Genomic DNA, 23,603 nt, shown 5'->3' with positions numbered 1-23,603 from the left:
TTCTCAATCACATTCAGGATACAACGGGCACAACCTGCGGTTGCGCCAACTCTTGTTTTGCTACGTTTTGCTCTTCAAGCTTAAAAAATGCGACACAGGCAGAAAGATGATCGGCCTGCGTGGCGAGTTGTCCGGTGGCGGATGCGGCTTCTTCCACCAGCCCGGCGTTTTGCTGCGTCACGGAGTCCATCTGGCTGACGGCCTGCGCCACCTGTTCAATACCTCTGCGCTGTTCATCAGACGCCGAGGCAATCTCCCCCATGATGTCGTTCACCCGGGTCACAGAGCTGACAATTTCTGTCATCGTGCGCGCCGCCATATCGACCAACTGCGATCCCTGATGAACCCGGGTGACAGATTCCTCAATCAGTCCCTTAATTTCCTTTGCTGCCTGTGCGCTCCGGCTGGCCAGATTGCGCACTTCTCCAGCAACAACGGCAAAACCGCGCCCCTGTTCCCCCGCTCGGGCAGCCTCTACAGCGGCATTCAGCGCCAGGATATTGGTCTGAAAGGCAATGCTGTCAATCACCCCGATAATGTCGCCAATTTTCTGCGAGCTGGCGGAAATCTCATGCATAGTACTGGCGACCCGCGACGTCTGTTCGCCGCCTTTATGGGCTGTGTCTGCCGCATTTTTAGCAATTCCTGAAGCCTGGCGCGCGTTATCCGCATTCTGCCCAACGGTGGCAGTGAGTTGTTCCATACTGGCGGCCGTTTGCGCCAGTGCAGCCGCCTGCTGTTCAGTTCGTGAAGACAAATCGTTATTGCCCATCGCGATCTCTGAAATGCCACTGTGCATGGCTGAGCTACCCTGGCGAACTTCACTCACTGTTTCACGCAGCGCCTGCTGCATCTTCTTCAGACTGGCAAAAATGGCCGAGATCTCATTGCGACCATAAACTGCTACAGGCCGTGCCAGGTTACCCGCGGCAATGCTGTCGAAATGGCTGCCGATAATCGCCAGCGGCTGGACAATCATCTTGCGCGACCAGTACAACGCCGCACTGGTTAACAGCACCGCCAGTACCACCATGACGGCGAAAATCCCCCCCGACATATGATAATTTCGCTGGCTGAGATCCCCTGCTGTTTGCAACACGCGGTCGATGTTGCTCTGCCACGCGTTAACATTCGCATCAAAAGCAGCCTGCGAAGCCTGCACCGGCGCGGTCAGAAAATCTGACAATTGGTTGTTCTCAAGCCAGGTTGCCTGATGAACCAGATCGCTGTGCCATTGGCTAAAGCTTTTCTCCGTCGCGCCAATCAGCGTCTTCTCTTGTTCTGTGGTATCCGACGTCGCCATAAAGCGTTTAAACATTGACTCGGACTGCGCCAGGCTATCGCGCGCAAGCGTCATCAAGGCTTTGATATCCTCTGGCGGATAGCTCAGTGCAGTCAGCGTTCCTGCCTTATTAAGGGCCGTACTGGCCTGTAATAACACAGCGCGGGTTTGGGCCAGCGCAGCGCGTTGTTGGTTACTCCGTTCGACCTGATTCAGGTTTTGAAAACCGTCCCGAAATGCCCAGAAGGACAAGCCATTACTGCCAATCTGCAAAACACCGCAGAGGATTAAAATCAAAAACAGCGTGGTCGAAATTCGAATACGATTAAACATCAACGCTCCCATCAGGCGGCGCAGGCCGCGGTTTAACTACCAGTCAAAATGTTTCCCAATTCGTATCTTGTTCACTATTCTGGCGCGGAGATGATGCAGTCGTTGTCGCCGCCGCAGGTAACCGCGTATCACGGGGTTTAGCCGACGTCGGGCGTGACGCGAGACGGAAAATCGACACCGACTGGGTTAAGCGACTGGCCTGTTCTTCGAGCGCTGCCGCTGCGGCGGCCGATTCCTGAACCAGCGAGGCGTTCTGTTGCGTCACACGATCCATTTCAGATACTGCGAGCGCAACCTGATCTATCCCGCGGCTCTGTTCGTCTGAAGCAGAGGCGATTTCCCCCATAATGTCGGTCACCCGCGTCACCGCATTGACGATGTCATTCATGGTTTCCCCGGCGCTCTCTACCAGGACAGAACCGGTATCCACTCGGGAAACAGAGTCTTCAATCAATGCTTTGATCTCTTTCGCCGCCTGCGCACTACGGCTCGCCAGATTACGCACTTCGCCTGCGACCACGGCAAAACCACGCCCTTGCTCACCGGCACGCGCCGCTTCAACCGCCGCATTCAGTGCGAGAATATTGGTCTGGAAAGCAATGCCATCGATGACGCTGATGATGTCGGCAATTTTCTTCGAGCTATCGGCAATTTCATGCATGGTGTTCACCACGCGATCAACCACTTTGCCGCCATGTTGTGCGGTATCAGAGGCGCTTTTCGCCAATTGAGAAGCCTGACGCGCGTTATCCGCGTTTTGCTTCACGGTTGCGGTCAGTTGTTCCATGCTGGCGGCGGTCTCTTCCAGCGCAGATGCCTGTTGCTCAGTACGGGATGAAAGATCGGTGTTACCACTGGCAATTTCGCTGGTACCGGAATAAATCGCATCAGAACCTTCACGTACCAGGGTGACGGTTTCCGTCAGCGAACGCTGCATATGGTCAACCGTACTGGCCAGCTCACCAATTTCGTTACGTCCGTGGACCGTCAGCGTCGCGGTTAAATTACCGCTGGCGATCTCACGGATATGAGCAATAACGCGCGCCAGAGGGTTGAGCAAGGTATGACGGATGCCGTACCACACCACCACCAGAATCAGCACCAGCACCACGGCCAGAATGCCGAGCTGCCATTGGGCAAAGTGGTAATCACGCGCGCTTTGATCGAACGCCTGAACGTAAAGCTTCTCGCTCACGCTGGCATACTTGCCCAACGCCTCGCCGAGCGCGTTTTGCATTCCCTGAGTAGGTTGCGCGAAATAGGCATCCATATTGCCGTTTTCCAGAAACTGGACCAGTTCTGATAAGGCCGCATGGTACTGCTGATACTTCTCATCAACGTTGCCGCTGGCTTCTGCCATCTCCGGCAACGGCGTGATGTTTTTAAATTTTGCGTAATGCGTTTCTGCCTGCGCCAGCGATGCTTTCGCATTCTTTAGCAGATCGTTTTTCGCGCTGCTTTGCTGATTGGACGCATCCATCATCATACGCGCGGAAGAACGGCTTAAATTAATACGTGTTTGCAGCATCAGATCCCATGTCGAGGTGAGTTCGCTTTGCTGCTGTCGAAGATCGTTAGAAATAACAAAACTTTGCTGATTCTGCTGCAATGAAGAAAACAACAGACCACCGGAAACAAGCTGTAGCAGTGCGAAAACCCCCAGCACCATCATCAGCATTGTGACAACGCGGATACGGTTAAACATAAGGCACCTTCCTGAAAACGAGTTATCAACGTTATCGGCACTCGCTGAGATAACTTTACGTTTGCGAAAGGGAAATACGGGAGGGAAATACAGTCAGGCAGAACCACTGAGCAGCAGTTGAACAGCCACCACAAGTCATTCACATAAAAACATCATAATTATCATGTAAATAACATTCATATTTGCCTGTTCTTAAGGTCAGATGAGAACAATCATGCACTTTTTCGTGATTCAGATCACATATTCTCTTCGTAAATACCACAACAAAATGAATAAAAAATTAAAAAAAGTTGTATCCGATTACGCTTTAATCCAATTTATATGATGAATATTTCGTTACCACTTAATAAGTATAAAAAATGAGTAACCGAACAATAAATGTTAAATCCTTACTGAGGGCTTTTTAGTGGCAAATGCAAACAAACTCACGTTGTTTATTGTGATCTTCATGCTGGCGGGGATCCTGTCGGGTGCAGGGATCCACTCTTATGCCTCGCCCGGCGTTGTTACCGCCTGGGCCGATAATATTACGCTTCTCACCGACATCTTTTTGCGCCTGATTAAGATGGTGATTGCGCCTTTAGTCTTCAGCACCCTGACCGTGGGTATTATGCGCCTGGGCGAAACCTCAACCATCGGGCGCGTGGGTGGCAAAGCGATGATCTGGTTTATCAGCTCTTCTATTCTGTCTATTCTGGTCGGTCTGTTTGTGGTCTCCCTCGAACAACCCGGCAGCGGCCTGAACCTGGCGATCCCGCTGGAAGCCACCGATACCGGCCTGGCCGTAGGCGGTATGAGCCTGAAAGGTTTTCTGACGCATACCATTCCCACCAGCATCGCTGAGGCGATGGCCAACAATGAGATTCTGCAAATCGTCGTGTTCTCGATGTTCTTCGGCATCGGTGGTGCTTCGCTCGGCGAAAAATTTAACGCCCCGCTGGTTGCCGCGCTGGATGTCGTCTCCCACATTATGCTGAAGGTGACCGGTTACGTGATGTATGTTGCGCCGCTGGCTATTTTTGCCGCAATATCTTCCGTTATCTCCACCCAGGGCCTGGGGATCCTGCTCAACTACGCGTCGTTCATTGGCGGTTATTATGTGGCCATTTTGCTGACCTGTCTGGTCCTGCTGGCCGTGGGTTATGTGATGCTGAAAAAAGAGGTGTTCCGCCTGGTCAGCATGCTGAAAGACCCGGTTCTGGTCGCCTTCACCACCAGCAGTTCCGAAGCCGCTTATCCGAAAACGCTGGAGCAATTAACCAAATTTGGCTGCTCGCCTAATATCGTGTCATTTGTACTGCCTATCGGTTATTCGTTTAACCTGGTGGGTTCTATGGTCTATTGCTCATTTGCATCTATGTTTATCGCACAGGCCTACAATATCCATCTCTCCTTTGCAGAAATCACCGTCCTGATGTTGACCCTGATGCTGGCGTCCAAAGGGATTGCCGGTGTACCGCGTTCTGCGCTGGTGGTGCTGGCGGCAACCATCCCAAGCTTTAATATTCCGGTTGCAGGAATTTTGTTACTGATGGGTATCGACCATTTCCTCGATATGGGGCGCTCAGCGATCAACGTATTAGGTAACGGGATTGCAACGGCGATGCTGGCACAGGATGAAGGTTTACTGGAAGAAGAACCGGAACTGGTTGAACGGGAAGCGTAAGAAAGAAAAGTGTCGGATGCGCTACGCTTATCCGGCCTACAACAGCAATTATTGTAGGCCGGATAATATGTTTACTTATTTACGCCATATGAGCAGCGGCAATATCTAACAACGCCATCTCTTCGCTGTTCAGCAGTTTCTCAATGTTGACCAGAATCAGCATCCTCTCTCCCAGCGCGCCCAAACCCGTCAGATATTCCGTTGACAGCGTAACCGCGAATTCCGGTGCCGGTCGGATTTGATCGGTTGTCAGCGACAGCACGTCAGATACGCCGTCAACCACAATCCCAACCACCCGTTGCCCCAGATTCAGTACAATCACCACAGTGTTTTCGTTGTAATCCACATCGCTCTGGCTAAACTTCACGCGCAGATCAACAATCGGCACAATCACACCGCGCAGGTTTGTAACGCCTTTGATAAACGCTGGCGTGTTAGCAATGCGGGTTACCTGATCGTAACCACGAATTTCCTGCACTTTCAGGATATCGATACCGTACTCTTCATCCCCCAGCGTAAACACGAGGAATTCCTGACCTGACGGTTCGCCGGCCAGTTTAGTTACATTACTCATACCGGTCATATTATTCCCTTTCTTACTCAATCAGGCGGCTGTGATCGCCACACGTTGTTCGCGGTTTAACCCCTGCAATGCAGACACATCAACAATCAACGCGACGCTACCGTCGCCGAGAATCGTTGCAGCAGAAATACCTGGCACTTTGCGGTAGTTGCTTTCCAGGTTTTTGACCACCACCTGGTGTTGGCCAATTAACTGATCGACAAGCAGCGCATAGCGACGACCTGCGCTTTGTAAAATCACCACGATGCCCTGCGTTGCTTCGGTTTTTGCGCCTTCAACTTCGAAGACTTTCCACAACTCAACCAGCGGCAAATATTCGCCACGCACTTCCAGAACGCGCTCTCCTCCGGCCAGCGGATGGAGATCTTCTTCGCGCGGTTGCAGTGACTCCATCACGGCATTCAGCGGCAGAATAAAAACTTCGTCCGCCACGCGTACGGACATCCCGTCAAGGATCGCCAACGTCAGCGGCAGCAAAATTCGGATGGTCGTCCCCTGTCCTTGCTTCGATTGGATCTCAACATGGCCGCCCATCTCCTGGATATTTCGCTTCACCACGTCCATCCCCACACCGCGACCAGAGACATCCGTCACCTGTTCAGCCGTCGAGAAGCCCGGGGCGAAAATCAGCATACCGACTTCGTCATCGCTCATGTTTTCGTGGATCGGCATCCCCTGGGAGATGGCTTTGGCGAGGATTCGTTCGCGGTTCAGACCAGCGCCATCATCGGTCACTTCAATACAAATATTCCCGCCCTGGTGTTCGGCGGAAAGCGTCAGATTGCCGATGGGGCTTTTCCCGGCTTCGAGACGTTTTTCCGGCAGTTCAATACCGTGGTCCAGACTGTTACGCACCAGGTGCGTCAATGGATCGATGATGCGTTCAATCAAGCTTTTATCGAGTTCTGTTGAACTCCCCACCTGCGTCAGCTCAACCTGTTTACCCAATTTACCCGCCAGGTCGCGGACCAGGCGTGGGAAACGGCTGAACACGTACTCCATTGGCATCATACGAATCGACATCACCGACTCTTGCAAATCACGGGCGTTACGTTGTAACTGCCCCATGCTGGTGATGAGATCGCCGTGATTGACCGGATCCAGTTCATTAGAACGCTGGGCCAGCATTGACTGGGTGATAACCAGTTCACCGACCAGGTTAATGAGCTGATCAACCTTCTCAACCGCTACGCGGATGCTGGTTGATTCACTGGCGCGGGCAGGCTTATCACGTTCCGCGCGGGCGTGTGGCGCTTCACTGGCGGCGGTTTTAACCGCAGGCGCGACGGCAACCGGCTGCGGCGTCGCGACTATGGCTACCGCTTCAGTTTCCGCTTTCGCATCAACCGCCACGGGCGCTGCGCTGACGGTTTCGAATTCAATCTGATCCGCTTCAATTACGAAGCAAAGCACCGCAATAATGTCATCTTCCGCAAGGTTGCCATCCAGCGTTGCAGACAGCGTATCGCTTCCTTTCACCACGTCGGTTAAGGTCGCCAGATTCCCCAGCTCCTCTTCCAGCAGATCGACTTCACTGGATTTCAGGCGCGAGAGAATAATCCGTTTCTTGACCTCTTTACTGGCCGGAGCGGGATTGGCAACGGTTTCTTCCTGCATCGCCGCCCCGTCAACAACGCTCAGCTTTGCGGTATTGACGAGCGCGGCTGAGGTTTCACCTTTTGCTTCAAGCGCTAACTGTCGTAACGCATTACAAATGTACTCAAAGCTGGCGGCATCCGGCTCTTCTGAGTTTTTATAGGCGTCGAGCTGTTCCTGCATAATATCTTTCGTTTCCAAAAACAGGTTGATAATGTCGGCATTAAGCTGCATCTCGCCACGCCGTGCTTCATCCAGCAGGTTTTCCATCAGATGGGTCGTTTCCTGCAAAATGGTAAAGCCGAAGGTGCCCGCCCCGCCTTTTATCGAGTGAGCGGCACGAAAAATGGCATTCAGCTGTTCGGAATCCGGGGCTTCAGGAACCAAATCGAGCAGGTGTTGCTCCATGTCGGCCAACAGTTCGTCGGCTTCATCAAAAAAAGTCTGATAAAAATCGCTAATATCCATGCTCACGCTATCACCTCGGATTGGCTGGTGGCGATGTGGGAACGCTTGCCGGCGGAAGTTCCGCTGGCTGTTGTAAGACACTTACCGGCTCATTCTGGCTTTCAGCGTTTTCATGCAAAATGGCCTCTTCTGCCTGCTTATTGAGAACCAGCAGGCTAATACGGCGGTTGATGGCGTCCTCAGGACCGCGATCGCTCAGACGCATCGTGGCGGCCATGCCTACCACCCGTAATACTTTTCCATCATCCAGACCGCCGCTAACCAGCTCGCGGCGCGACGCATTAGCGCGATCGGCAGACAGTTCCCAGTTGCTGTACCCTTTCTCACCGTTGGCGTAAGGGTAATCATCTGTATGTCCGGAAAGACTGATTCGGTTAGGGATGCCGTTGAGCACTGGCGCAATAGCCCGCAGAATATCGCGCATATACGGCTCAACTTCAGCACTGCCGGTCTTAAACATTGGTCGGTTCTGACTGTCGATAATCTGAATACGCAGCCCTTCCTGAACTAAATCAATTTTCAAATGCGGGCGCAGCGCACGCAGTTTAGGGTCCGATTCAATCAATTGATCGAGATCGCCGCGAAGTTTGCTTAAACGGCTTTGCTCCATGCGTTTTCTCAAATCATCAATATTCGGCTGCTTGTGCACTTCTCCCTGCTGCTGGGTGTAATCATCCCCTCCACCAGGGATGGGGCTTTGGCTATTCGAAATACGATTGCCGCCTGTCACCGCGGTAGCCAGTGGAGTACGGAAATATTCGGCAATCTGGATCAATTCTTTAGGGCTGGAGATGGAAATGAGCCACATCACCAGAAAGAAGGCCATCATCGCGGTCATAAAATCGGCGTAGGCGATTTTCCACGAACCATGCGCCCCACCACCGTGACCTTTATGTTTGCGTCGCTTTACGACGATAATGGGATGGGCCTGATTTTTCATGCGTCCTCGGTCGTCTGCTGCGCAGCTGGATTTCTCACCGCACGAACATGCTCTTCCAGTTCGATAAACGAAGGACGTTCGCTGGAATACAATGTCTTACGACCAAATTCGACGGCAATCGGCGGGGCGTAACCATTCAGGTTGGAGAGCAGCGTTATCTTCACGCACTGCATCATCTTGGTGGTTTCAGCGCTTTTCTGACGCAGGACGCTGGCAAGTGGAGAAATAAAGCCATAGGCCAGTAAAATACCGAGGAATGTCCCCACCATCGCATGCGCAATCAGCGAACCCAGTTCAGCCGCCGGGCGATCGGCGGAAGCCAGCGCATGGACAACGCCCATGACCGCCGCCACAATCCCGAATGCCGGTAGCGAGTCGCCAACCATCGCCAGGCTATTAGCCGGAACTTCGGCTTCGCTCTCATGAGTCTCAATTTCTTCGTCCATCAGCGCTTCAATCTCAAACGTATTCATGTTGCCGCTGATGATCAGTCGCAGATAATCGACAATAAAATCAAGCATCACGGCATCTGCAAGAATGCGTGGATAGCTGGCGAAGATTTCACTCTCTTTAGGGTTTTCGATGTCACGTTCGAGCGAGAACATGCCCTGCTGACGTGACTTGGCCATCAGGCGATATAGCAGCGCCAGCAGATCCATATACATCGCTTTGGTGTATTTCGAACGACGGAAAAGCATCGGGATCGCTTTCATCGTTCCCTTAATGGCTTTTCCGTTATTGCCGACGATGAATGCCCCAATACCTGCGCCACCGATAATCACCAGCTCAGCCGGTTGATAGAGTGCCCCAAGGTGTCCGCCGGTCATCATGTAACCGCCGAAAACTGTACCAATAACAACCAGGTAACCTAATAAGATAAGCACGACATCATCCTTTCGCAATTGACTATGACAGGATGCGCAGTCGGGAAGTTAACTTGAGGTCAGGACAAAAAAAAGCAGCGGTAATCGCTTACCGCTGCTGGAGTGTTTATCCACACCGTATCAGTTAAACAGCCTGTTCGATCTGTTCATCCAGCAGTTGTGGAATAATATCGGCAGCATTCTGGGAAAGTTTACGTCTTTTTACGGCCCGTGATGGCGGCTGGCATAAACTGCAGGCAAAGCTGCCTGCGGGTTGGTGTGCGTGGGTGATAAAGTTCCCGCCGCAGCAGTTGCATGTGGACAATTCCAGCAATCCGCTGTCGACAAAACGTACCAGCGTCCATGCGCGAGTTAACGCCAGCAGTGGACCATCTTCCTGCTGCGGACACTGCTCAAGATATAAACGATACGCTTTAATTACGGCATCCACACCGCTACACAACCCTGTTTTGAGCAGGAATTGCCATGCATTGCAAAACATCGAGGCATGGATATTTTGTTCCCACGTCATAAACCAATCGGTGGAGAAAGGAAGCATCCCTTTTGGCGGAGGACTGCCGCGTAATTCTTTGTACAGCTTGATAAGACGACCACGACTTAATTGCGTTTCGCTTTCCAGCATTTGCAAACGGGCGCCCAATGTGATTAATTCCATTGCCAACTGGATATCACGCGCTTCCTGAACAATGCTTTTTTCGCTCATCATCAAGCCCTTTTCTTGCGCGCGGCATCATCGATGTCGCTTAACAGTCGCGTAGAAAGCATGATGCCGGTATGAATTTGCTGGAGATCGTCAACGCGGGAGTCTTGCGTCAGGCGAGTAACAGTCTGGTGATCGTCGAAACGGAAGTGACACACCAGTTGGTTTGTTTCAGCCAGTTTGACCATTTGAGGAAGAGTTAATGTTGCCAACGTGTCCGCCATCTCTTCGCTGATACCAAGGCGAAACATCGCAGATGCTTTGTCCTGAACGATCAAACGTTGTGCAAGCAATAAATATGACAAATTGATGTCATAAATGTGTTTCAGCAACTCGGATGTATGCATTATTTGCATCCATAATAACCAACATTATTTTCATGCGGTGAAACCGCACCCCGTGATGTCGCCGGGAAGTCCCGGTAAAAAAAAGCAAAAGGTCAAATACATAGCAGCGTGACGACACATACACGTTGTGTAAATCAGCCCTTTTGAAGAATGCGCACTTCTTACAAGCTCACATCAATTCTTACAATTGTCTAAGATTTTTCCTAATTCGACGCAACTCTACCCGCCGCCAGTTACACATACAACGGAACCGTGCTGCGAATTTAAAGAATATGTGACGCAGATCACATAAATCAGCTAAACACTTAACATAAATCCATCAGCGCAGCTTTTACTTTGCCTATTTTTTAAACCGACATTCATCTTTTCGATTCCTGGCGTACGAATATTCTTGCAATAAAAGCGAATAGTATTTTGTTCACAAACGTTAATATCACGCTATGAAATAGCGAGCTGGATCACATATTTTATGTAAAACGACTTTTCAATTAAATTCTTTATAAACAACAACTTAAATATTAAGGGTGATTAATTAATACCGCGCAGTGATAACCCGTCAAATGTTAATATTTGTTTATTTTTTATTAACACATTGTTTTCATTGGCGGTGAGTTTTACTTAAGTGACCAGAACCTATTTGCAATTTATATGAAGCGATTATTCTATTTATAAGAATAATTAATGAATAATAATGATGGGATTCACACTATCCTGGGGAGAAACGTTGCAGTATGGAGTAAGCTGAGTAAAGCAGAAAAGTTCTCTCATAATTCTTGAAAAAAAGGAGCGAGTTATGAGCTATGCGCACATTCTGGTGGCGGTTGCCGCCACCCCTGAAAGCCAGCAATTGTTAGCCAAGGCAGTTTCTATCGCTCGCCCTGTCAACGCCCGTATTAGCCTGATCACATTGGTCTCAGACCCAGAAATGTATAACCAGTTTGCCGCCCCCATGCTGGAAGACCTGCGTGAACTCATGCAAGAGGAGACCCAGGATTTTATCGATAAACTCAGCAAAGAAGCCCAGTACCCCATCGAGCATACTTTTATTACCTATGGGGCACTGAATGAACATATTCTCGACGTTTGCCGTAAACACGCAGTCGATCTGGTCATTTACGGCAACCATAACCAGAGCTTCTTTTCGCGCGCTTCGTGCTCAGCAAAAAGCGTGGTCGGCGCCAGCCAGGTGGATGTTCTGCTAGTTCCTCTGGCTGGAGATTAATACCGTCTTCAGGTCGTTACGCCAGTTTCGAACAGGAAGGCACACTGTCTGACAACTGGCGCTTACTCTGACGCGACGTAACTTTTCTTAGATCGCATATAAATCTCGCCTGCCAGTTGTCGATATCGTTTTTAATGATAGTCTCAAGCATTTCAGCATGACGAGAGATACGTTCAGCAAGCGACATTGTCAGCGCCTGGTTAAGTGCGCCAGCCACTTCATCCCGGTCATAAGGATTCACAATAAGCGCAGAAGTTAACTCATTCGCCGCCCCGGCAAATTGCGATAACACCAGAACGCCGGGGTTGGCCGGATCCTGTGCAGCCACATACTCTTTCGCCACCAGGTTCATACCATCGCGCAACGGCGTCACTAATCCTACGTCAGAATAGCGGAATATTTTCATCAGCAATTTGCGGTCAAAATACTGGTTCAGATAGTAAAGCGGCGTCCAGCCCAACTGCCCATATTTACCGTTAATCCGCCCGGCCTCTGTCTCCAGTTGATGGCGAATATCCTGGTAGGCCTGCACCTCTCCGCGCGAAGTTGGCGCTATCTGCGTATAGCGAATTTTGCCATGGTGCTGCGGGTAATGCTCCAGCAGCGCCTCATAGGCCTGGAAGCGCTCTGGCAAGCCTTTGGAGTAATCCAGACGCTCAACGGAGAATATATTCTTCACATTCTTAAGCTCTGCCTTTAACTGCGCCATTTTTGGCGGCAGAGGACCTGAAGCCTGGCGTGCGATTTCCTCCGGCTCGATGCCGATTGGATACACTTCTGTGCGAAACGCTTTATCCCATGCTTTGTGGCGCTTATCGCTGTGGGTAGTTACCTGAGTCTGGACAGCCAGACAGTCCAGAAAAGCCTGGCGATCGTTTTCGGTCTGGAAACCCAGTAAATCAAAATCACACATCTGCTCAAGCAGAGCCTGGTGTGGAGGGAGCGCGTTAAAAATTTCCGGCGTCGGAAAAGGGATATGCAGGAAAAAACCGATGCGATTATTCACGCCGCGTTTACGCAACTCGTAGGCAAACGGTAACAGGTGGTAATCATGAACCCAAATAATGTCATCTTCGCTCAGCAGCGGCAGCAGTTTATCTACCAGCAAGGCATTAACCCGCTGATACCCCTCCCAGGCCGGGCGCTGAAACTGAACTAAATCCAACCGGTAGTGGAATGCAGGCCATAAAACGGCATTCGAAAACTGACAGTAATACTCTTCATAATCCTGCTCGCTCAAATTAAACGAGGCCCAGGTAATATTGCCACGAGTGACCTTTTTTAACGGTTTATCCTCATTACCGATATCGCCACTCCAGCCAAACCACAATCCACCAGCAGTTTTTAACGCGCCCAACACACCGACCGCGAGCCCACCTGCGCTCCCTTTGTCATCTGGCGAGGCGATACGATTAGATACTACGACTAAACGACCCATAGTCACCTCTTCTGTTGTTTGTTGTATTCGATTGTTGCTGCGAAGAGTTAATTTGCTCCAGCCAACGCCAGACATCGCTGACGCCATCCAGACGCCATGTCGCCAGCGTCGCCCCGCTCCCCACCTTCACTGAAATACCGCCTGCGCGGTTAACTACCTCAAAGCCGGTTTCATCCGTTAGATCATCACCGAAAAATACGGGGATCCGTCCGGCAAAAGGCGCTTCCTGCATAAATGCAGCAATTGCATCGCCTTTATTCGTACCTTTCGGTTTTATTTCAACGACACATTTTCCATGCTGCAATGCAAGCTGCGGCCATGTATGCGTGATGCATTCCGCCAGCGTTACCAGCGCTGGTTCATGCTCTGGCGCCTGACGATAGTGCAGCGCGAAAGCCATACCTTTTGCTTCCAGCGTCGTGCCAGGCAGTTTCGACAACGCCGTCTGTAACAGCGCGCCGGCTTCACGTTCAATACCCGCGGGCAGGCGCACTATATGGGTTTGACCATTGATGTCACGGCGTTCTGCCCCATGCACTCCGGCAAGCGGAAAACGAAAGGGAGTGGTGAGGCCGTCAAGCTCAGCCATCGAGCGCCCTGAAATCAATGCCAGCGCACCCGCGTTATGCGTCGCCAACTGATGTAATAATTGCAGGATTGTCTTAGGGACAACGACCTGGTCAGGATAGGGCTTGATCTCAGCCAGTGTCCCATCGAGATCAAAAAAATAAGCACAGTTTGCAGATTGTTCAGGGGGTAATGTCAGTGATGCTGTCACCCGGTTATCCTCCTCATCATGGTTTGTACGCCGCGCGGATCGCGCCGTATAGATGATGTATGACGGATATAAGTATAGACAGTGTGACCATGCTCGCCATTTGGAAAAACAATCGCCAGCCGGGTAGCGGCTGGCGATTAGCTGAGGCTAGACTAAAAAGTTAGGGCTTAAATCATTAAATGGTACGCTTCGCTTTTTGCTTGTAACGGTCGAAGATTACCGCCGCCAGCAGGATGAGACCACGTACGACGTACTGTGCAAAAGGAGAGATATTCAGCAGGTTCATCGCGTTCTCAACCGTCCCCAGAATCAATACCCCGGCGACCACATATGAGATTTTTCCGATGCCGCCTTTCAGCGAAACGCCCCCTAATACACATGCTGAAATCACGATCAGCTCATAACCGATTGAGGTCATTGGCTGACCGCTGGTCATGCGCGATGCGAGGATAATGCCGGCAATTGCGGATACCAGACCGGAAAGAATAAAGATAATAATCTTGGTGCGAACAACCGGAACCCCGGCCAGGCGCGCAGCCTCTTCATTCCCCCCAATAGCCAGCGTGTTACGACCAAACGTGGTTTTATTCAACAGTAAGCCAAATACGATGAAACAAACGATCGTTATCCAGATAGGTGCCGGCAGCCCGAACCAGTTAGCATAGCCAAGGGTGAAGAAACGCTCGTCTTCAATCCCGACCGCCTTACCGTCAGAGATAATGTAGGCCAGACCGCGGACAATCTGCATCGTCGCCAGAGTGGTGATCAGGGCATTGATTTTTAACCGTGCAATCACAAACCCATTCACCAGACCGCATAAAATTCCCAGCAACAGCCCGGCAGCGACGCCAATCCACAGGCTCTCGGTCATGTTGATGACCACGGCAGTTGTGACCCCCGCACAGGCAATGACGGATGCAACGGACAGGTCGAAGTCACCGGATGCCAGGCAAAATAGCATCCCACATGCGACCATACCCGACATTGATACCGCCAGTCCCAGCCCCTTCATGTTGATGAAGGTGGCAAAGTTTGGCACGAAGATGGCACAAACCAGGAACAATGCCGCGAACACCACCAGCATTCCGTATTGATCCCAAATGCGGCCAAGATTTAGCGCCGATTTCGCAGCACCTGAACCCGATGTAGAAACGGAAGACATCATACTCTCCTTATTCAGGCCACAGCCTGGCTGACTTTAGGCATTGCAAGGCTCAACGCCTGGCGTTCATCCGCCTGTTCATGAAGTAACTCCCCGGCAATCTCGCCTTCTCTCATCACCACGATACGATCGGCGACACCGAGAACTTCTGGCAGGTCACTGGATGCAAACAGCACGGCCACGCCGCGCGCCGCAAGGGCATAAATCACGTTATAAATTTCATGCTTGGCGCCCACATCAATGCCGCGGGTAGGTTCATCCAGCAAAATCACTTTCATCTCTTCCGATAACCACCTGCCAAGAATAGCCTTCTGTTGATTACCGCCAGAGAGGTTCATGATCAGTTGCTCCGCCCCCGGTGTTTTGATGTTGAGCGAACGAATATGGTGATCGGCATTGGTTTCTTCCCAGCCGTTATTGATCACGCATCCTCCCAATACATGTTTACGACGCGCGCTAATGTTGATGTTGTTACGCACCGAATGAACCGGAATAATCCCTTCAGCTTTGCGATCCTCCGGGCACAGCATCATCCCCGCTTCAATGGCGTGGCTCGGTTTGCGAATATCAATTGGCTGTTCATCAATAAACACCTGGCCTGCGGTGATACGCGTGCCGCCAAACAATCCTTTCATTAATTCGCTACGTCCAGCGCCCACCAGCCCAAACAGTCCGACGATTTCACCGCTACGCACCGATAAACTGATCGGCGTGCGCACGCCAGGGGCTTTGACCTCATGCAAACGCAGGCGCTCTGCGCCATAAGACCTGGATTTCCAGCCATAAATATCACCCAGGTCACGCCCCACCATCGCCTGCACCAGCGCGTCGTGATCGACCTGCTGCATATCCGTAAACGTTTTAACGTAGTGCCCATCTTTAAATACGGTAATGGCATCGCTAAGGGCAAAAATCTCCTCCATACGGTGCGAGACATACAGAATGATGCGCCCTTCGTTGCGCAGCTCACGGATAACGCGAAACAAATTCTCAATCTCGCGTGCCGACAGGGAACTGGTCGGTTCATCAAAGGCGATAATTTTGGCGTTACGCGCCAACGCTTTTGCAATCTCTACCATCTGCCATTGACCAATGGAGAGGTATTTCAGTGGCGTGTCGGGATCGATATCCATGCCAAGATGCTTAAGCTGTAGCCCCGCTTCATAGTTCAGCAGCGACCGATTCACAATGCCGCCTTTATGCGGCAGTTGCCCTAAATAGATATTTTCGGCAACGGTCATTTCCGGGACGAGATGCAGTTCCTGGTAAATAATGGCGACACCGGCGTTCAACGCGGCTGTGGTATCCGCAAACGAAACTTCTTGTCCGCGGATCGCCAGGGATCCCGTCGTTGGCGCATAGTTACCACTGAGAATTTTTAATAGTGTTGATTTTCCGGCGCCATTTTCGCCCATCAGCGCATGCACCTGACCGGCATAGCAATCGAAACTGATATCCGTAAGCGCTTTAACGCCAGGGAACGTTTTGCCAATGCCGCGAAATGAGAGATACGGGGTAGACTGTTGCATAACGTCTCCGTGATTCAGATCTTTATACCGGATGGCGGCTTTGCCTTATCCGGCCTACTGAGTACGTAATTCGTAGGCCGGATCAGACGCTTTGGCGACGCATCCGGCATTTATGTTACTTACCGCCTAAACCTTTCTTCGCCAGTTCTTCTTTGAAGTTATCGCGGGTAATCAGCACCACATCCGTCACTTCAGTAAACATCGGTGGCTCTGCACCTTTCGTTACCCAGTTGTAGAGCATTTGGCTTGATTTATAGCCGTGAACGTCCGGGCTTGGCAGTAATGAACCGTAGAACCCGGTCGCTTCGCCTTTAGAGAGTTCACTCACCGCGTCAACGCCGTTAATACCGATACCGATCACATTCGGCGCTTTAAAGCCTTGCCCTTCGGTCGCACGTACGCCGCCCAGCACAGTGTTGTCGTTCATCCCCACGATCAGCCAATGTTTGACTTCAGGATGCTGAACAAGCATGGAGTTGGCGGCGTCGAATGCGCCAGGGATATCATTCGATTTGGTTGGAACCTGGTAGATCTGTTTTTCCGGGAAGCCCGCAGCTTTAAGCGCTTCCATTGAGCCTGAAGTGCGGCGGCGCGCGGTATCCAGTTCGTTCGCGGTAATGGCCATTACCGCGGTGGATTTCACATCCCACCCGCGCTTTTGCATCTCCTTGTACAGCTCCTGACCCTGGCGTTCACCAATTTTTGTTGCCGCCATCATGACCAGCGGCACGGTGTCCATCGGTTTCCCTTTCGCGTTGGCAAACTGGTCATCGACAGCAATGACTTTCATATCGTAGCCGCGCGCCTTCGCCATAATGGCAGGCCCGAGTTTGGGATCCGGCGTACAAATCACAAACCCTTTCGCACCGCTTGCAGCCAGGCTGTCAATCGCGTTAAGGGTTTTCTCACCATCCGGGACGGCGATTTTTATCACCTCAAAACCAAGGTCTTTACCGGCCTTATCGGCAAATTTCCATTCAGTCTGGAACCACGGTTCTTCCGGTTGTTTGACCAGGAAACCGAGCTTCATGGACTCAGCGATAGCGGATTGTGACATAATGGCAGCCAGGCCGATGGCCGCCAGCGCTTTAGTGAATTTGTGCATGGTCAACTCCAGCTTTAACGTTCTTTTATGTAGGGTAAAATCAGACGATTTTTTGTAATTCGGACGTAAAACAAGGCATTACCTTTTATTGATAAGATCAATGCCAGTGCTGAGAGTATTTTTAGCGGGAAATTGATTCTCCATAAGAGAGCGGCATCACACCACAGAATTACAGTAATTGCGTACATAAATTCAGCGAGAAATGACATAAAAAAACGCGATTTTGACGACGAAGAAAAAGAGGAATAGCAGATTAGTCCATAACATCAGTCAGCAAATCCTTGTCCCCGAATGCTGAAGCATTCGGGAAAACAATGTTTACCATGGGTAGTAAATGTGGTCGGCGTGATCGCGAACCGGAATATCATCTCCCTACAGACGCGCCGAAAGCGTAAACGCAAAATCAAAAATATGCCCTAATCCTTTGCCGCTAATAAGATTGCCATCCTCAACAACGGGCGCATCGATATATTCGCCATCCGTGACGTTTTGCCATAAATCTCCCGAGCACACGTAGCGACGCCCCTTTAGCAGACCGTTGCCGCCCAGTACGCGCGCGGCCGCAGAGCACACAGGACAAATCAGTTTTCCCGCCTCATCATGGCAGGTGACAAACTGGATGACTGCCTCGCTGGCGGCAAGATTAACGCTACCTTGCGGCCCCCCAGGCAACACGACGGCATCGTAGAGATGGGCCTGACGCGCAGCCAACGTACTGTCGGTCACCATCGGTACGTCATGATAGCTCACCACCGCACGCGACTCCGCGCAGGCCAGCGTTTCAACTTCGATATTCAGGCGACGCAGAATATCAATGGTAACAATCGCTTCCGCCTCTTCAAAACCAGGCGCCAGCAGCACCGCAACCTTTTTCATAGGTAACTCCTCGATTTCCCCACATTCACCAAACAATAAATGCCGAATCGTACAGGTCGTTAAATTTATTAATTTCAGCAAAAATGATCTGGCGCAAAATATTAACTACCAGATAGTTTTCATTTACCTTACCCATTCGTGAAATCGCCACCAGCCGGGACTTCATAATCAGCGAGGTCAAGACAATAACGTATTGTTAAATTTAATTTTGTGATATGAAACAACATTTCATTATCAGAATATTACTATAAATACTTAAATATCAATCAATTACATTCACGCATCTTATATGACGAAATGCAGGTATTAAGAATATTGCTATGACAATATGTAAAAAAACATAAATATGCAGATTTAAGGATTTTCTTATGTCAGATCACGCGCTATGCTGAATCTCGATCGGAAGCGGATATAATCCGTGATCACTAAAGGACCGGCGGAACGGATTTATTCTGCTAACAGTTTTAATTGTACGTAGATGTGAAGTGCGGCGACAGCCCGTTGCACTGACGTTAGTAACGTACATTCTCCTTTCTGGAAATAAGGATATTGATATGGCTGCAGTTGGAATTGTTCATAAACTCAACACGCAAATGAATCTTGAGTTCTACGCATCGAATCTTTACCTGCACCTTAGCGAATGGTGCTACGAACATAGCCTGACAGGTACCGCAACGTTTCTACGCACGCAGGCGCAGGGTAACGTAACTCAAATGATGCGTATGTTTAATTTTATGAAAAGCGCCGGGGCTAACCCCATCGTCAAGGCCATCGATGTTCCGGGTGATGAACTGACTTCCCTTGAAGAACTGTTTCAGAAAACACTGGATGAGTACCAACAGCGTTCGAGTAAGCTTTCACGCTTAACCAATGAAGCTGAAGCATTGAACGATGAGCCAACCGTTGATTTTCTCCACGATCTGGAAAAAGAGCAGCAGCAGGATGGCGTACTGTTACAAACCATTCTTGATGAAGTCCGCAGCGCGAAACGCGCGGGACTGTGCATGGCGCAAACCGATAAACATCTGCTGAACGTCGTAAACTACCAACATCACTAATCTTCAATTTTCATAACGCTAGCCGGATAGTCATGCCACGCATCTTATCCGGCTAGCGCTCAATGATCGCTACGCTCGCGCCTATCATTCTCAAAGGCGCAAAAAACCTTTCTAAAACCTGAAACAACGGTTTATTTTAGTGAGACTCATTCTGCGGCGTGAATTTCAACTCGATCAAGGCAACAGCTTTTTGTATTGCGCGCATAGTAACCGGATCGGCACCTGCAGGGTGACTTGAAAAGTCGATGCTTTTCAGTTGGCTGGACATTTTCTCCCGGACTTCTACCGGGGCGATAACATCAATGACATCCAGAATTTGTTTGATAACCAGCTGACAGGCAACAACGTCCGAGAGCAGTTCCTGATCGGCATTCAGTGTTTGGGACATAATGAGCTCCTTATAGAAAGGTCGTCATAGTACCCATTCAGCGATCGAAACGGTAGCGGCGTACGCATAACGGATACGCTGAAAATAAAAAAACAGACCCGGTCAGTTTCTTTTGAGATGGCAAGCACAACATGAGTGAACATTTAGCAGTTGAGAATAAACGCGGTCTCTCCCCGGCGGCATTACTTGTAGCCGGCGCTTTCTTTATGGAGTTTATTGACGGTACGGTGATCGCTACCGCCCTGCCCGACATGGCCAAAAGCTTTGGCGTACAGGCGGTTGACCTGAATATTGGTATTAGCGCCTACCTGATCACCCTCGCCGTACTTATCCCCGCCAGCGGCTGGATTGCGGACCGCTTTGGCGCCAGAAAAGTGTTTACCCTCGCACTGGCGATATTTACCCTCGCCTCGGTCTTATGCGGTTTGTCCACCAGTCTTGAAAGCTTTGTCGCCATGCGAATCTTACAGGGCGTGGGCGGCGCATTAATGGTTCCTGTTGGCCGCCTTGCGGTACTACGCACCACGCCTAAACATCAGTTAATCACCGCCATTGCGACTCTGACCTGGCCCGCGTTAGTCGCGCCCATCATCGGTCCTCCGCTAGGCGGATTCATCACCAGCTATGCCAACTGGCGGTGGATCTTCTTCATTAACGTCCCATTGGGAATACTGGCGATAGCGCTGGCGCTACGTTTTATTCCGGATATTCATGACGACGAGCGCCGTCCGTTTGATATAGCGGGTTTTGTCGCGACCTCTGTTGCCATGGTAAGTCTGGTGTATGCCATGGAGTTGCTGGGAACCCAGCAGCCGCAGGGTTGGCTAACTGCCGGACTTCTCACGCTGGGAATAGCGACTTTCCTGTTTGCCCTACGCCATTTTCGCCGCGCCGCCTGGCCGATGATTCGTCTTGATGCCATGAGCGTCCCGACTTTTCGCGTCACGATGTATGGCGGATCGCTGTTTCGTGCCTCTATCAGCGCCGTACCATTTCTGCTGCCGTTAATGTTCCAGGTAGGTTTTGGCATGAACGCTTTTCACGCAGGTTCGCTGGTGCTGGCGGTGTTTGTAGGCAATCTGACGATAAAACCTGCCACCACGCCGTTGATACGCTGGCTGGGCTTTAAGAAATTGCTGTTGATCAACGGGGCCCTTAACGTCCTGGCGCTGCTGGCTTGTGCATTGATAACGCCGCAAACGCCCGTATGGGTTATTTTGCTGGTGCTGTATCTGGGCGGTGTGTTCCGTTCAATCCAGTTTACCGGCGTCAGTACGCTTGCGTTTGCGGACGTCCCCGCGTCGCAAATGAGCTACGCCAATACGCTGTTCAGTACGGCAACACAGTTAGCAGTGGGACTGGGAATTTCATTAGCCGCTATTGGGATCCGTATCGGCGCTGAAGTCAGTGAATGGCTGGCGCTGGGCAATATTCCGGGGATCAGCTTCCGCCTGGCCTTTGTGGCTATCGCCATAATTTGTCTGGTCGGTATGGTGGATACGCTGCGGCTTACCCGTGATGCCGGAAGTGCGGTGTCAGATAAGAACAGATAGCCCGGCGGGAGAACACCGCCGGGCCAGCAGGATTTAGCCAATAATCTCGCGCACAAACGCTTCGATCGACTTGTCCTGGCAGTTTTCAAAGAAGCACTGCTGGAAGCGTGGACCCGAGACGGCGGTTTTCACCAGTTCAGGATCGATAGCGCGCAGCGTATCCAGATAATTCTCTTTTACCACTGCCGCTTTCACCTGATTCAGAATACCGGCGTTACGCACCTGCGGCTCTTTACGTTCGGGTGGATAACCTTCCCCGGTACGTCCAGTAAACGCTTTTTCAAACATATAGCGCACATTGAGCTCGGCACCCCAGCCAAAGCCTTTGGCGAAGGCCAGAGAAAGCGCATTCCCATTGTTGATCTGAGAAAACAAGAATGCGTCCGCCGGATCGAGGCAGTAGCCGCATACGACTCCCGGATGGATATTCAGTGACATCATTGCGCCCTGACCCGTACCACAGCCGGTGACCACAAAATCCACGGCTTTGGAATTCAGCAGGATGCTGGCCATAATCCCTAAATGAATGTAGGTCAGATGATGGTCATTTTCATCGCTCATGCCGACGTTATAAACGGGAAAACCTTTCTCATCCGCAACGGCTTTAAGCTCGTTATGAATGATGGCGTTTTTGCTTGCCTGGCTGTTTTCCATCATCAATGCAATTTTCATTCTGTCATCTCCTGAATGCGTAGCGTGGACTGCTGAAAGTCATAACATTCAGGCCACATTACTATTTTGCAAACCCACTTTCAAATTTAATGAAATTTTGTTTTATAAAGTAATGAAGGGCTCACATTTTTCCCTCAGCAGCTCAGAATGGCCTCAAGAAAGTGACGTCGTTGCGATTAATCGCAGGTGATCTTCAGGCTATTCAAGCCATTGATACGTCGAAAGGCATGCCATGATAGACTATCTCCGAACTTTCAGAGCGATCTCATGAAGACCTTTATCATTGCCCTTTTGCCGCTCGTGCTGACAGGATGCACTATTACTAAACAGGCGCAGGTGAGCGAAGCCAGCGCCATCACCGGCGTGGTTCGCCTGACTTACAACCAGGCCATGTTGCAAACGGCACGAACCGATGACTACGTAACCCAGGGAACCGCCACCAAAGAGTGCCAGCGTATGGGTTATGCCAGCGCCGTTGCGTTTGGGCAGCCAGTGTCAACCTGTAGCGTATATGCCGGTTCTTTATGTTTGAACACCAAAATTACGCTCGCCTGGCAGTGTCACGGCGTCGCGGTATCTCCAGCGTCCTCATTCAATTACTAATATTTTCGACCAGCATTTTTTTGCTGGTCATTTGTTACTTCGGTATTTATATCCTCCGCTCAATAGCGTTAATGCGTTTTATTCCCATTCGTATTTTTAATAAATAAATTTATTATTTTACCTTTTGCAAATAATTAAATAACAAATTATAGTGGCGCCACGTAATATATAATAACGTTTGTGGAGCAGAACCATGCTGAAAACAGAAATGATCGACCAACTGAATGAGCAAATGAACCTTGAATTATATTCATCTCTGCTCTACCAACAGATGAGCGCGTGGTGCAGCTATCACAGCTTCGAAGGTGCTGCCGCGTTTCTGCGCCGTCACGCCCAGGAAGAGATGACGCATATGCAGCGTCTGTTCGACTACCTGACTGACACCGGTAGCTTACCGCGTATTAATACCGTCTCTTCCCCCTTCGCTGAATATGCTTCTCTGGACGAACTGTTCCGTGTCACTTACGAACACGAACAGCTGATCACCCGGAAAATTAATGAACTGGCTCACGCGGCAATGACCCACCAGGATTATCCGACGTTTAATTTCCTGCAGTGGTATGTTGCCGAGCAGCATGAAGAAGAGAAATTATTTAAATCTGTTATTGATAAGCTATCGCTGGCAGGAAAAAGCGGTGAAGGTCTTTATTTCATCGACAAAGAGCTGGCTACGCTCGATACGCAGAATTAATTCTGTTGGATAACGGTGGTGAGA

General features: G+C 50.6%; 22 protein-coding genes. 6 read left to right on the top strand and 16 right to left on the bottom strand.

Annotated features, from left to right (window positions below; genetic code table 11):
* Positions 1 to 13: 13 nt before the first annotated feature.
* Together tap and tar are read right to left on the bottom strand one after the other, a co-directional pair.
* Positions 14 to 1,615, bottom strand: coding sequence for a methyl-accepting chemotaxis protein IV (gene tap / locus M4I31_RS09725; RefSeq protein ID WP_085048029.1), 1,602 nt, complete (start codon positions 1,613 to 1,615; stop codon positions 14 to 16).
* Positions 1,616 to 1,658: 43 nt separating this feature from the next.
* A complete protein-coding gene (tar, locus tag M4I31_RS09720) occupies positions 1,659 to 3,320 on the bottom strand; it encodes a methyl-accepting chemotaxis protein II (protein ID WP_085048028.1) in 1,662 nt (553 codons plus the stop codon).
* Between the two features lie 406 nt (positions 3,321 to 3,726).
* Here tar and M4I31_RS09715 point away from each other — a divergent pair, with 406 nt between their 5' ends.
* Positions 3,727 to 4,986 carry a dicarboxylate/amino acid:cation symporter gene (locus tag M4I31_RS09715; protein ID WP_085048027.1) on the top strand — a complete coding sequence of 420 codons (1,260 nt, stop codon included), beginning with the start codon at positions 3,727 to 3,729 and terminating at the stop codon, positions 4,984 to 4,986.
* Positions 4,987 to 5,065: 79 nt separating this feature from the next.
* On the opposite strand, the gene cheW is transcribed toward M4I31_RS09715, so the two are convergent.
* The 6 genes from cheW to flhD all read right to left on the bottom strand — a co-directional run bounded on the left by cheW (position 5,066) and on the right by flhD (position 10,504).
* Positions 5,066 to 5,569, bottom strand: a complete 504-nt coding sequence (cheW, locus tag M4I31_RS09710; RefSeq protein ID WP_038641481.1) for a chemotaxis protein CheW — start codon at positions 5,567 to 5,569, stop codon at positions 5,066 to 5,068.
* A gap of 21 nt (positions 5,570 to 5,590) precedes the next feature.
* Entirely contained in the window at positions 5,591 to 7,639 is a 2,049-nt protein-coding gene (gene cheA / locus M4I31_RS09705) for a chemotaxis protein CheA (protein ID WP_085048026.1), read from the bottom strand.
* A 4-nt stretch (positions 7,640 to 7,643) separates the two neighbouring features.
* Positions 7,644 to 8,573 (bottom strand): flagellar motor protein MotB, encoded by a 930-nt coding sequence (motB, locus tag M4I31_RS09700; protein ID WP_038641486.1) that lies wholly within the window; start codon positions 8,571 to 8,573, stop codon positions 7,644 to 7,646.
* Positions 8,570 to 9,457, bottom strand: coding sequence for a flagellar motor stator protein MotA (gene motA, locus M4I31_RS09695; protein ID WP_032939611.1), 888 nt, complete (start codon positions 9,455 to 9,457; stop codon positions 8,570 to 8,572). The genes motB and motA overlap by 4 nt, the downstream gene beginning before the upstream one ends.
* A 124-nt stretch (positions 9,458 to 9,581) precedes the next feature.
* A complete protein-coding gene (flhC, locus tag M4I31_RS09690) occupies positions 9,582 to 10,166 on the bottom strand; it encodes a flagellar transcriptional regulator FlhC (protein ID WP_170973258.1) in 585 nt (194 codons plus the stop codon).
* Positions 10,163 to 10,504: a flagellar transcriptional regulator FlhD gene (gene flhD / locus M4I31_RS09685; protein ID WP_003034622.1), complete on the bottom strand. Its 342-nt coding sequence runs from the start codon at positions 10,502 to 10,504 to the stop codon at positions 10,163 to 10,165. Before flhD ends, flhC begins: the two co-directional genes overlap by 4 nt.
* A gap of 793 nt (positions 10,505 to 11,297) precedes the next feature.
* Between flhD and uspC the strand changes: the two genes are divergently transcribed.
* The gene (gene uspC, locus M4I31_RS09680; protein WP_038641488.1) at positions 11,298 to 11,726 is read left to right on the top strand and encodes a universal stress protein UspC; all 429 of its coding nucleotides are present in this window, start codon (positions 11,298 to 11,300) and stop codon (positions 11,724 to 11,726) included.
* 16 nt (positions 11,727 to 11,742) lie between these two features.
* On the opposite strand, the gene otsA is transcribed toward uspC, so the two are convergent.
* From otsA to M4I31_RS09650, 6 genes are all read right to left on the bottom strand, one after another.
* Complete coding sequence (otsA, locus tag M4I31_RS09675) at positions 11,743 to 13,164, bottom strand: alpha,alpha-trehalose-phosphate synthase (protein WP_069323586.1); 1,422 nt, start codon at positions 13,162 to 13,164, stop codon at positions 11,743 to 11,745.
* A complete protein-coding gene (gene otsB / locus M4I31_RS09670) occupies positions 13,139 to 13,942 on the bottom strand; it encodes a trehalose-phosphatase (protein ID WP_085048025.1) in 804 nt (267 codons plus the stop codon). The genes otsA and otsB overlap by 26 nt, the downstream gene beginning before the upstream one ends.
* Before the next feature lie 175 nt (positions 13,943 to 14,117).
* Complete coding sequence (gene araH / locus M4I31_RS09665) at positions 14,118 to 15,104, bottom strand: L-arabinose ABC transporter permease AraH (RefSeq protein WP_042307755.1); 987 nt, start codon at positions 15,102 to 15,104, stop codon at positions 14,118 to 14,120.
* A 14-nt stretch (positions 15,105 to 15,118) separates the two neighbouring features.
* Complete coding sequence (gene araG, locus M4I31_RS09660) at positions 15,119 to 16,633, bottom strand: arabinose ABC transporter ATP-binding protein AraG (RefSeq protein WP_085048024.1); 1,515 nt, start codon at positions 16,631 to 16,633, stop codon at positions 15,119 to 15,121.
* 115 nt (positions 16,634 to 16,748) lie between these two features.
* Positions 16,749 to 17,738 carry an arabinose ABC transporter substrate-binding protein gene (locus tag M4I31_RS09655; protein ID WP_038641497.1) on the bottom strand — a complete coding sequence of 330 codons (990 nt, stop codon included), beginning with the start codon at positions 17,736 to 17,738 and terminating at the stop codon, positions 16,749 to 16,751.
* A 372-nt stretch (positions 17,739 to 18,110) separates the two neighbouring features.
* Complete coding sequence (locus tag M4I31_RS09650; RefSeq protein ID WP_085048023.1) at positions 18,111 to 18,614, bottom strand: DJ-1/PfpI family protein; 504 nt, start codon at positions 18,612 to 18,614, stop codon at positions 18,111 to 18,113.
* Between the two features lie 554 nt (positions 18,615 to 19,168).
* Here M4I31_RS09650 and M4I31_RS09645 point away from each other — a divergent pair.
* Positions 19,169 to 19,672: a non-heme ferritin-like protein gene (locus tag M4I31_RS09645; protein ID WP_038641501.1), complete on the top strand. Its 504-nt coding sequence runs from the start codon at positions 19,169 to 19,171 to the stop codon at positions 19,670 to 19,672.
* A gap of 136 nt (positions 19,673 to 19,808) precedes the next feature.
* Here M4I31_RS09645 and M4I31_RS09640 read toward each other — a convergent pair whose 3' ends face one another.
* Positions 19,809 to 20,060, bottom strand: coding sequence for a DUF2766 family protein (locus M4I31_RS09640; protein ID WP_005127709.1), 252 nt, complete (start codon positions 20,058 to 20,060; stop codon positions 19,809 to 19,811).
* A 131-nt stretch (positions 20,061 to 20,191) separates the two neighbouring features.
* Here M4I31_RS09640 and M4I31_RS09635 point away from each other — a divergent pair, with 131 nt between their 5' ends.
* Positions 20,192 to 21,613 (top strand): MFS transporter, encoded by a 1,422-nt coding sequence (locus M4I31_RS09635; protein ID WP_085048022.1) that lies wholly within the window; start codon positions 20,192 to 20,194, stop codon positions 21,611 to 21,613.
* Positions 21,614 to 21,646: 33 nt separating this feature from the next.
* Here M4I31_RS09635 and M4I31_RS09630 read toward each other — a convergent pair whose 3' ends face one another.
* The gene (locus M4I31_RS09630) at positions 21,647 to 22,285 is read right to left on the bottom strand and encodes an RpiB/LacA/LacB family sugar-phosphate isomerase (RefSeq protein ID WP_085048021.1); all 639 of its coding nucleotides are present in this window, start codon (positions 22,283 to 22,285) and stop codon (positions 21,647 to 21,649) included.
* Positions 22,286 to 22,552: 267 nt separating this feature from the next.
* Between M4I31_RS09630 and M4I31_RS09625 the strand changes: the two genes are divergently transcribed.
* Both M4I31_RS09625 and ftnA read left to right on the top strand, forming a co-directional pair.
* A complete protein-coding gene (locus M4I31_RS09625) occupies positions 22,553 to 22,888 on the top strand; it encodes a YecR-like lipofamily protein (protein ID WP_038641508.1) in 336 nt (111 codons plus the stop codon).
* 193 nt (positions 22,889 to 23,081) lie between these two features.
* Positions 23,082 to 23,579: a non-heme ferritin gene (ftnA, locus tag M4I31_RS09620; RefSeq protein WP_038641510.1), complete on the top strand. Its 498-nt coding sequence runs from the start codon at positions 23,082 to 23,084 to the stop codon at positions 23,577 to 23,579.
* The last annotated feature ends 24 nt before the right edge of the window (positions 23,580 to 23,603 follow it).

The sequence above is a fragment of the Citrobacter sp. XT1-2-2 genome (genome assembly GCF_023516235.1).
Lineage (GTDB): Bacteria > Pseudomonadota > Gammaproteobacteria > Enterobacterales > Enterobacteriaceae > Citrobacter > Citrobacter werkmanii.
Note: the sequence above shows the minus strand (reverse complement) of the source record. Positions and strands in the feature narration are given on the sequence as shown.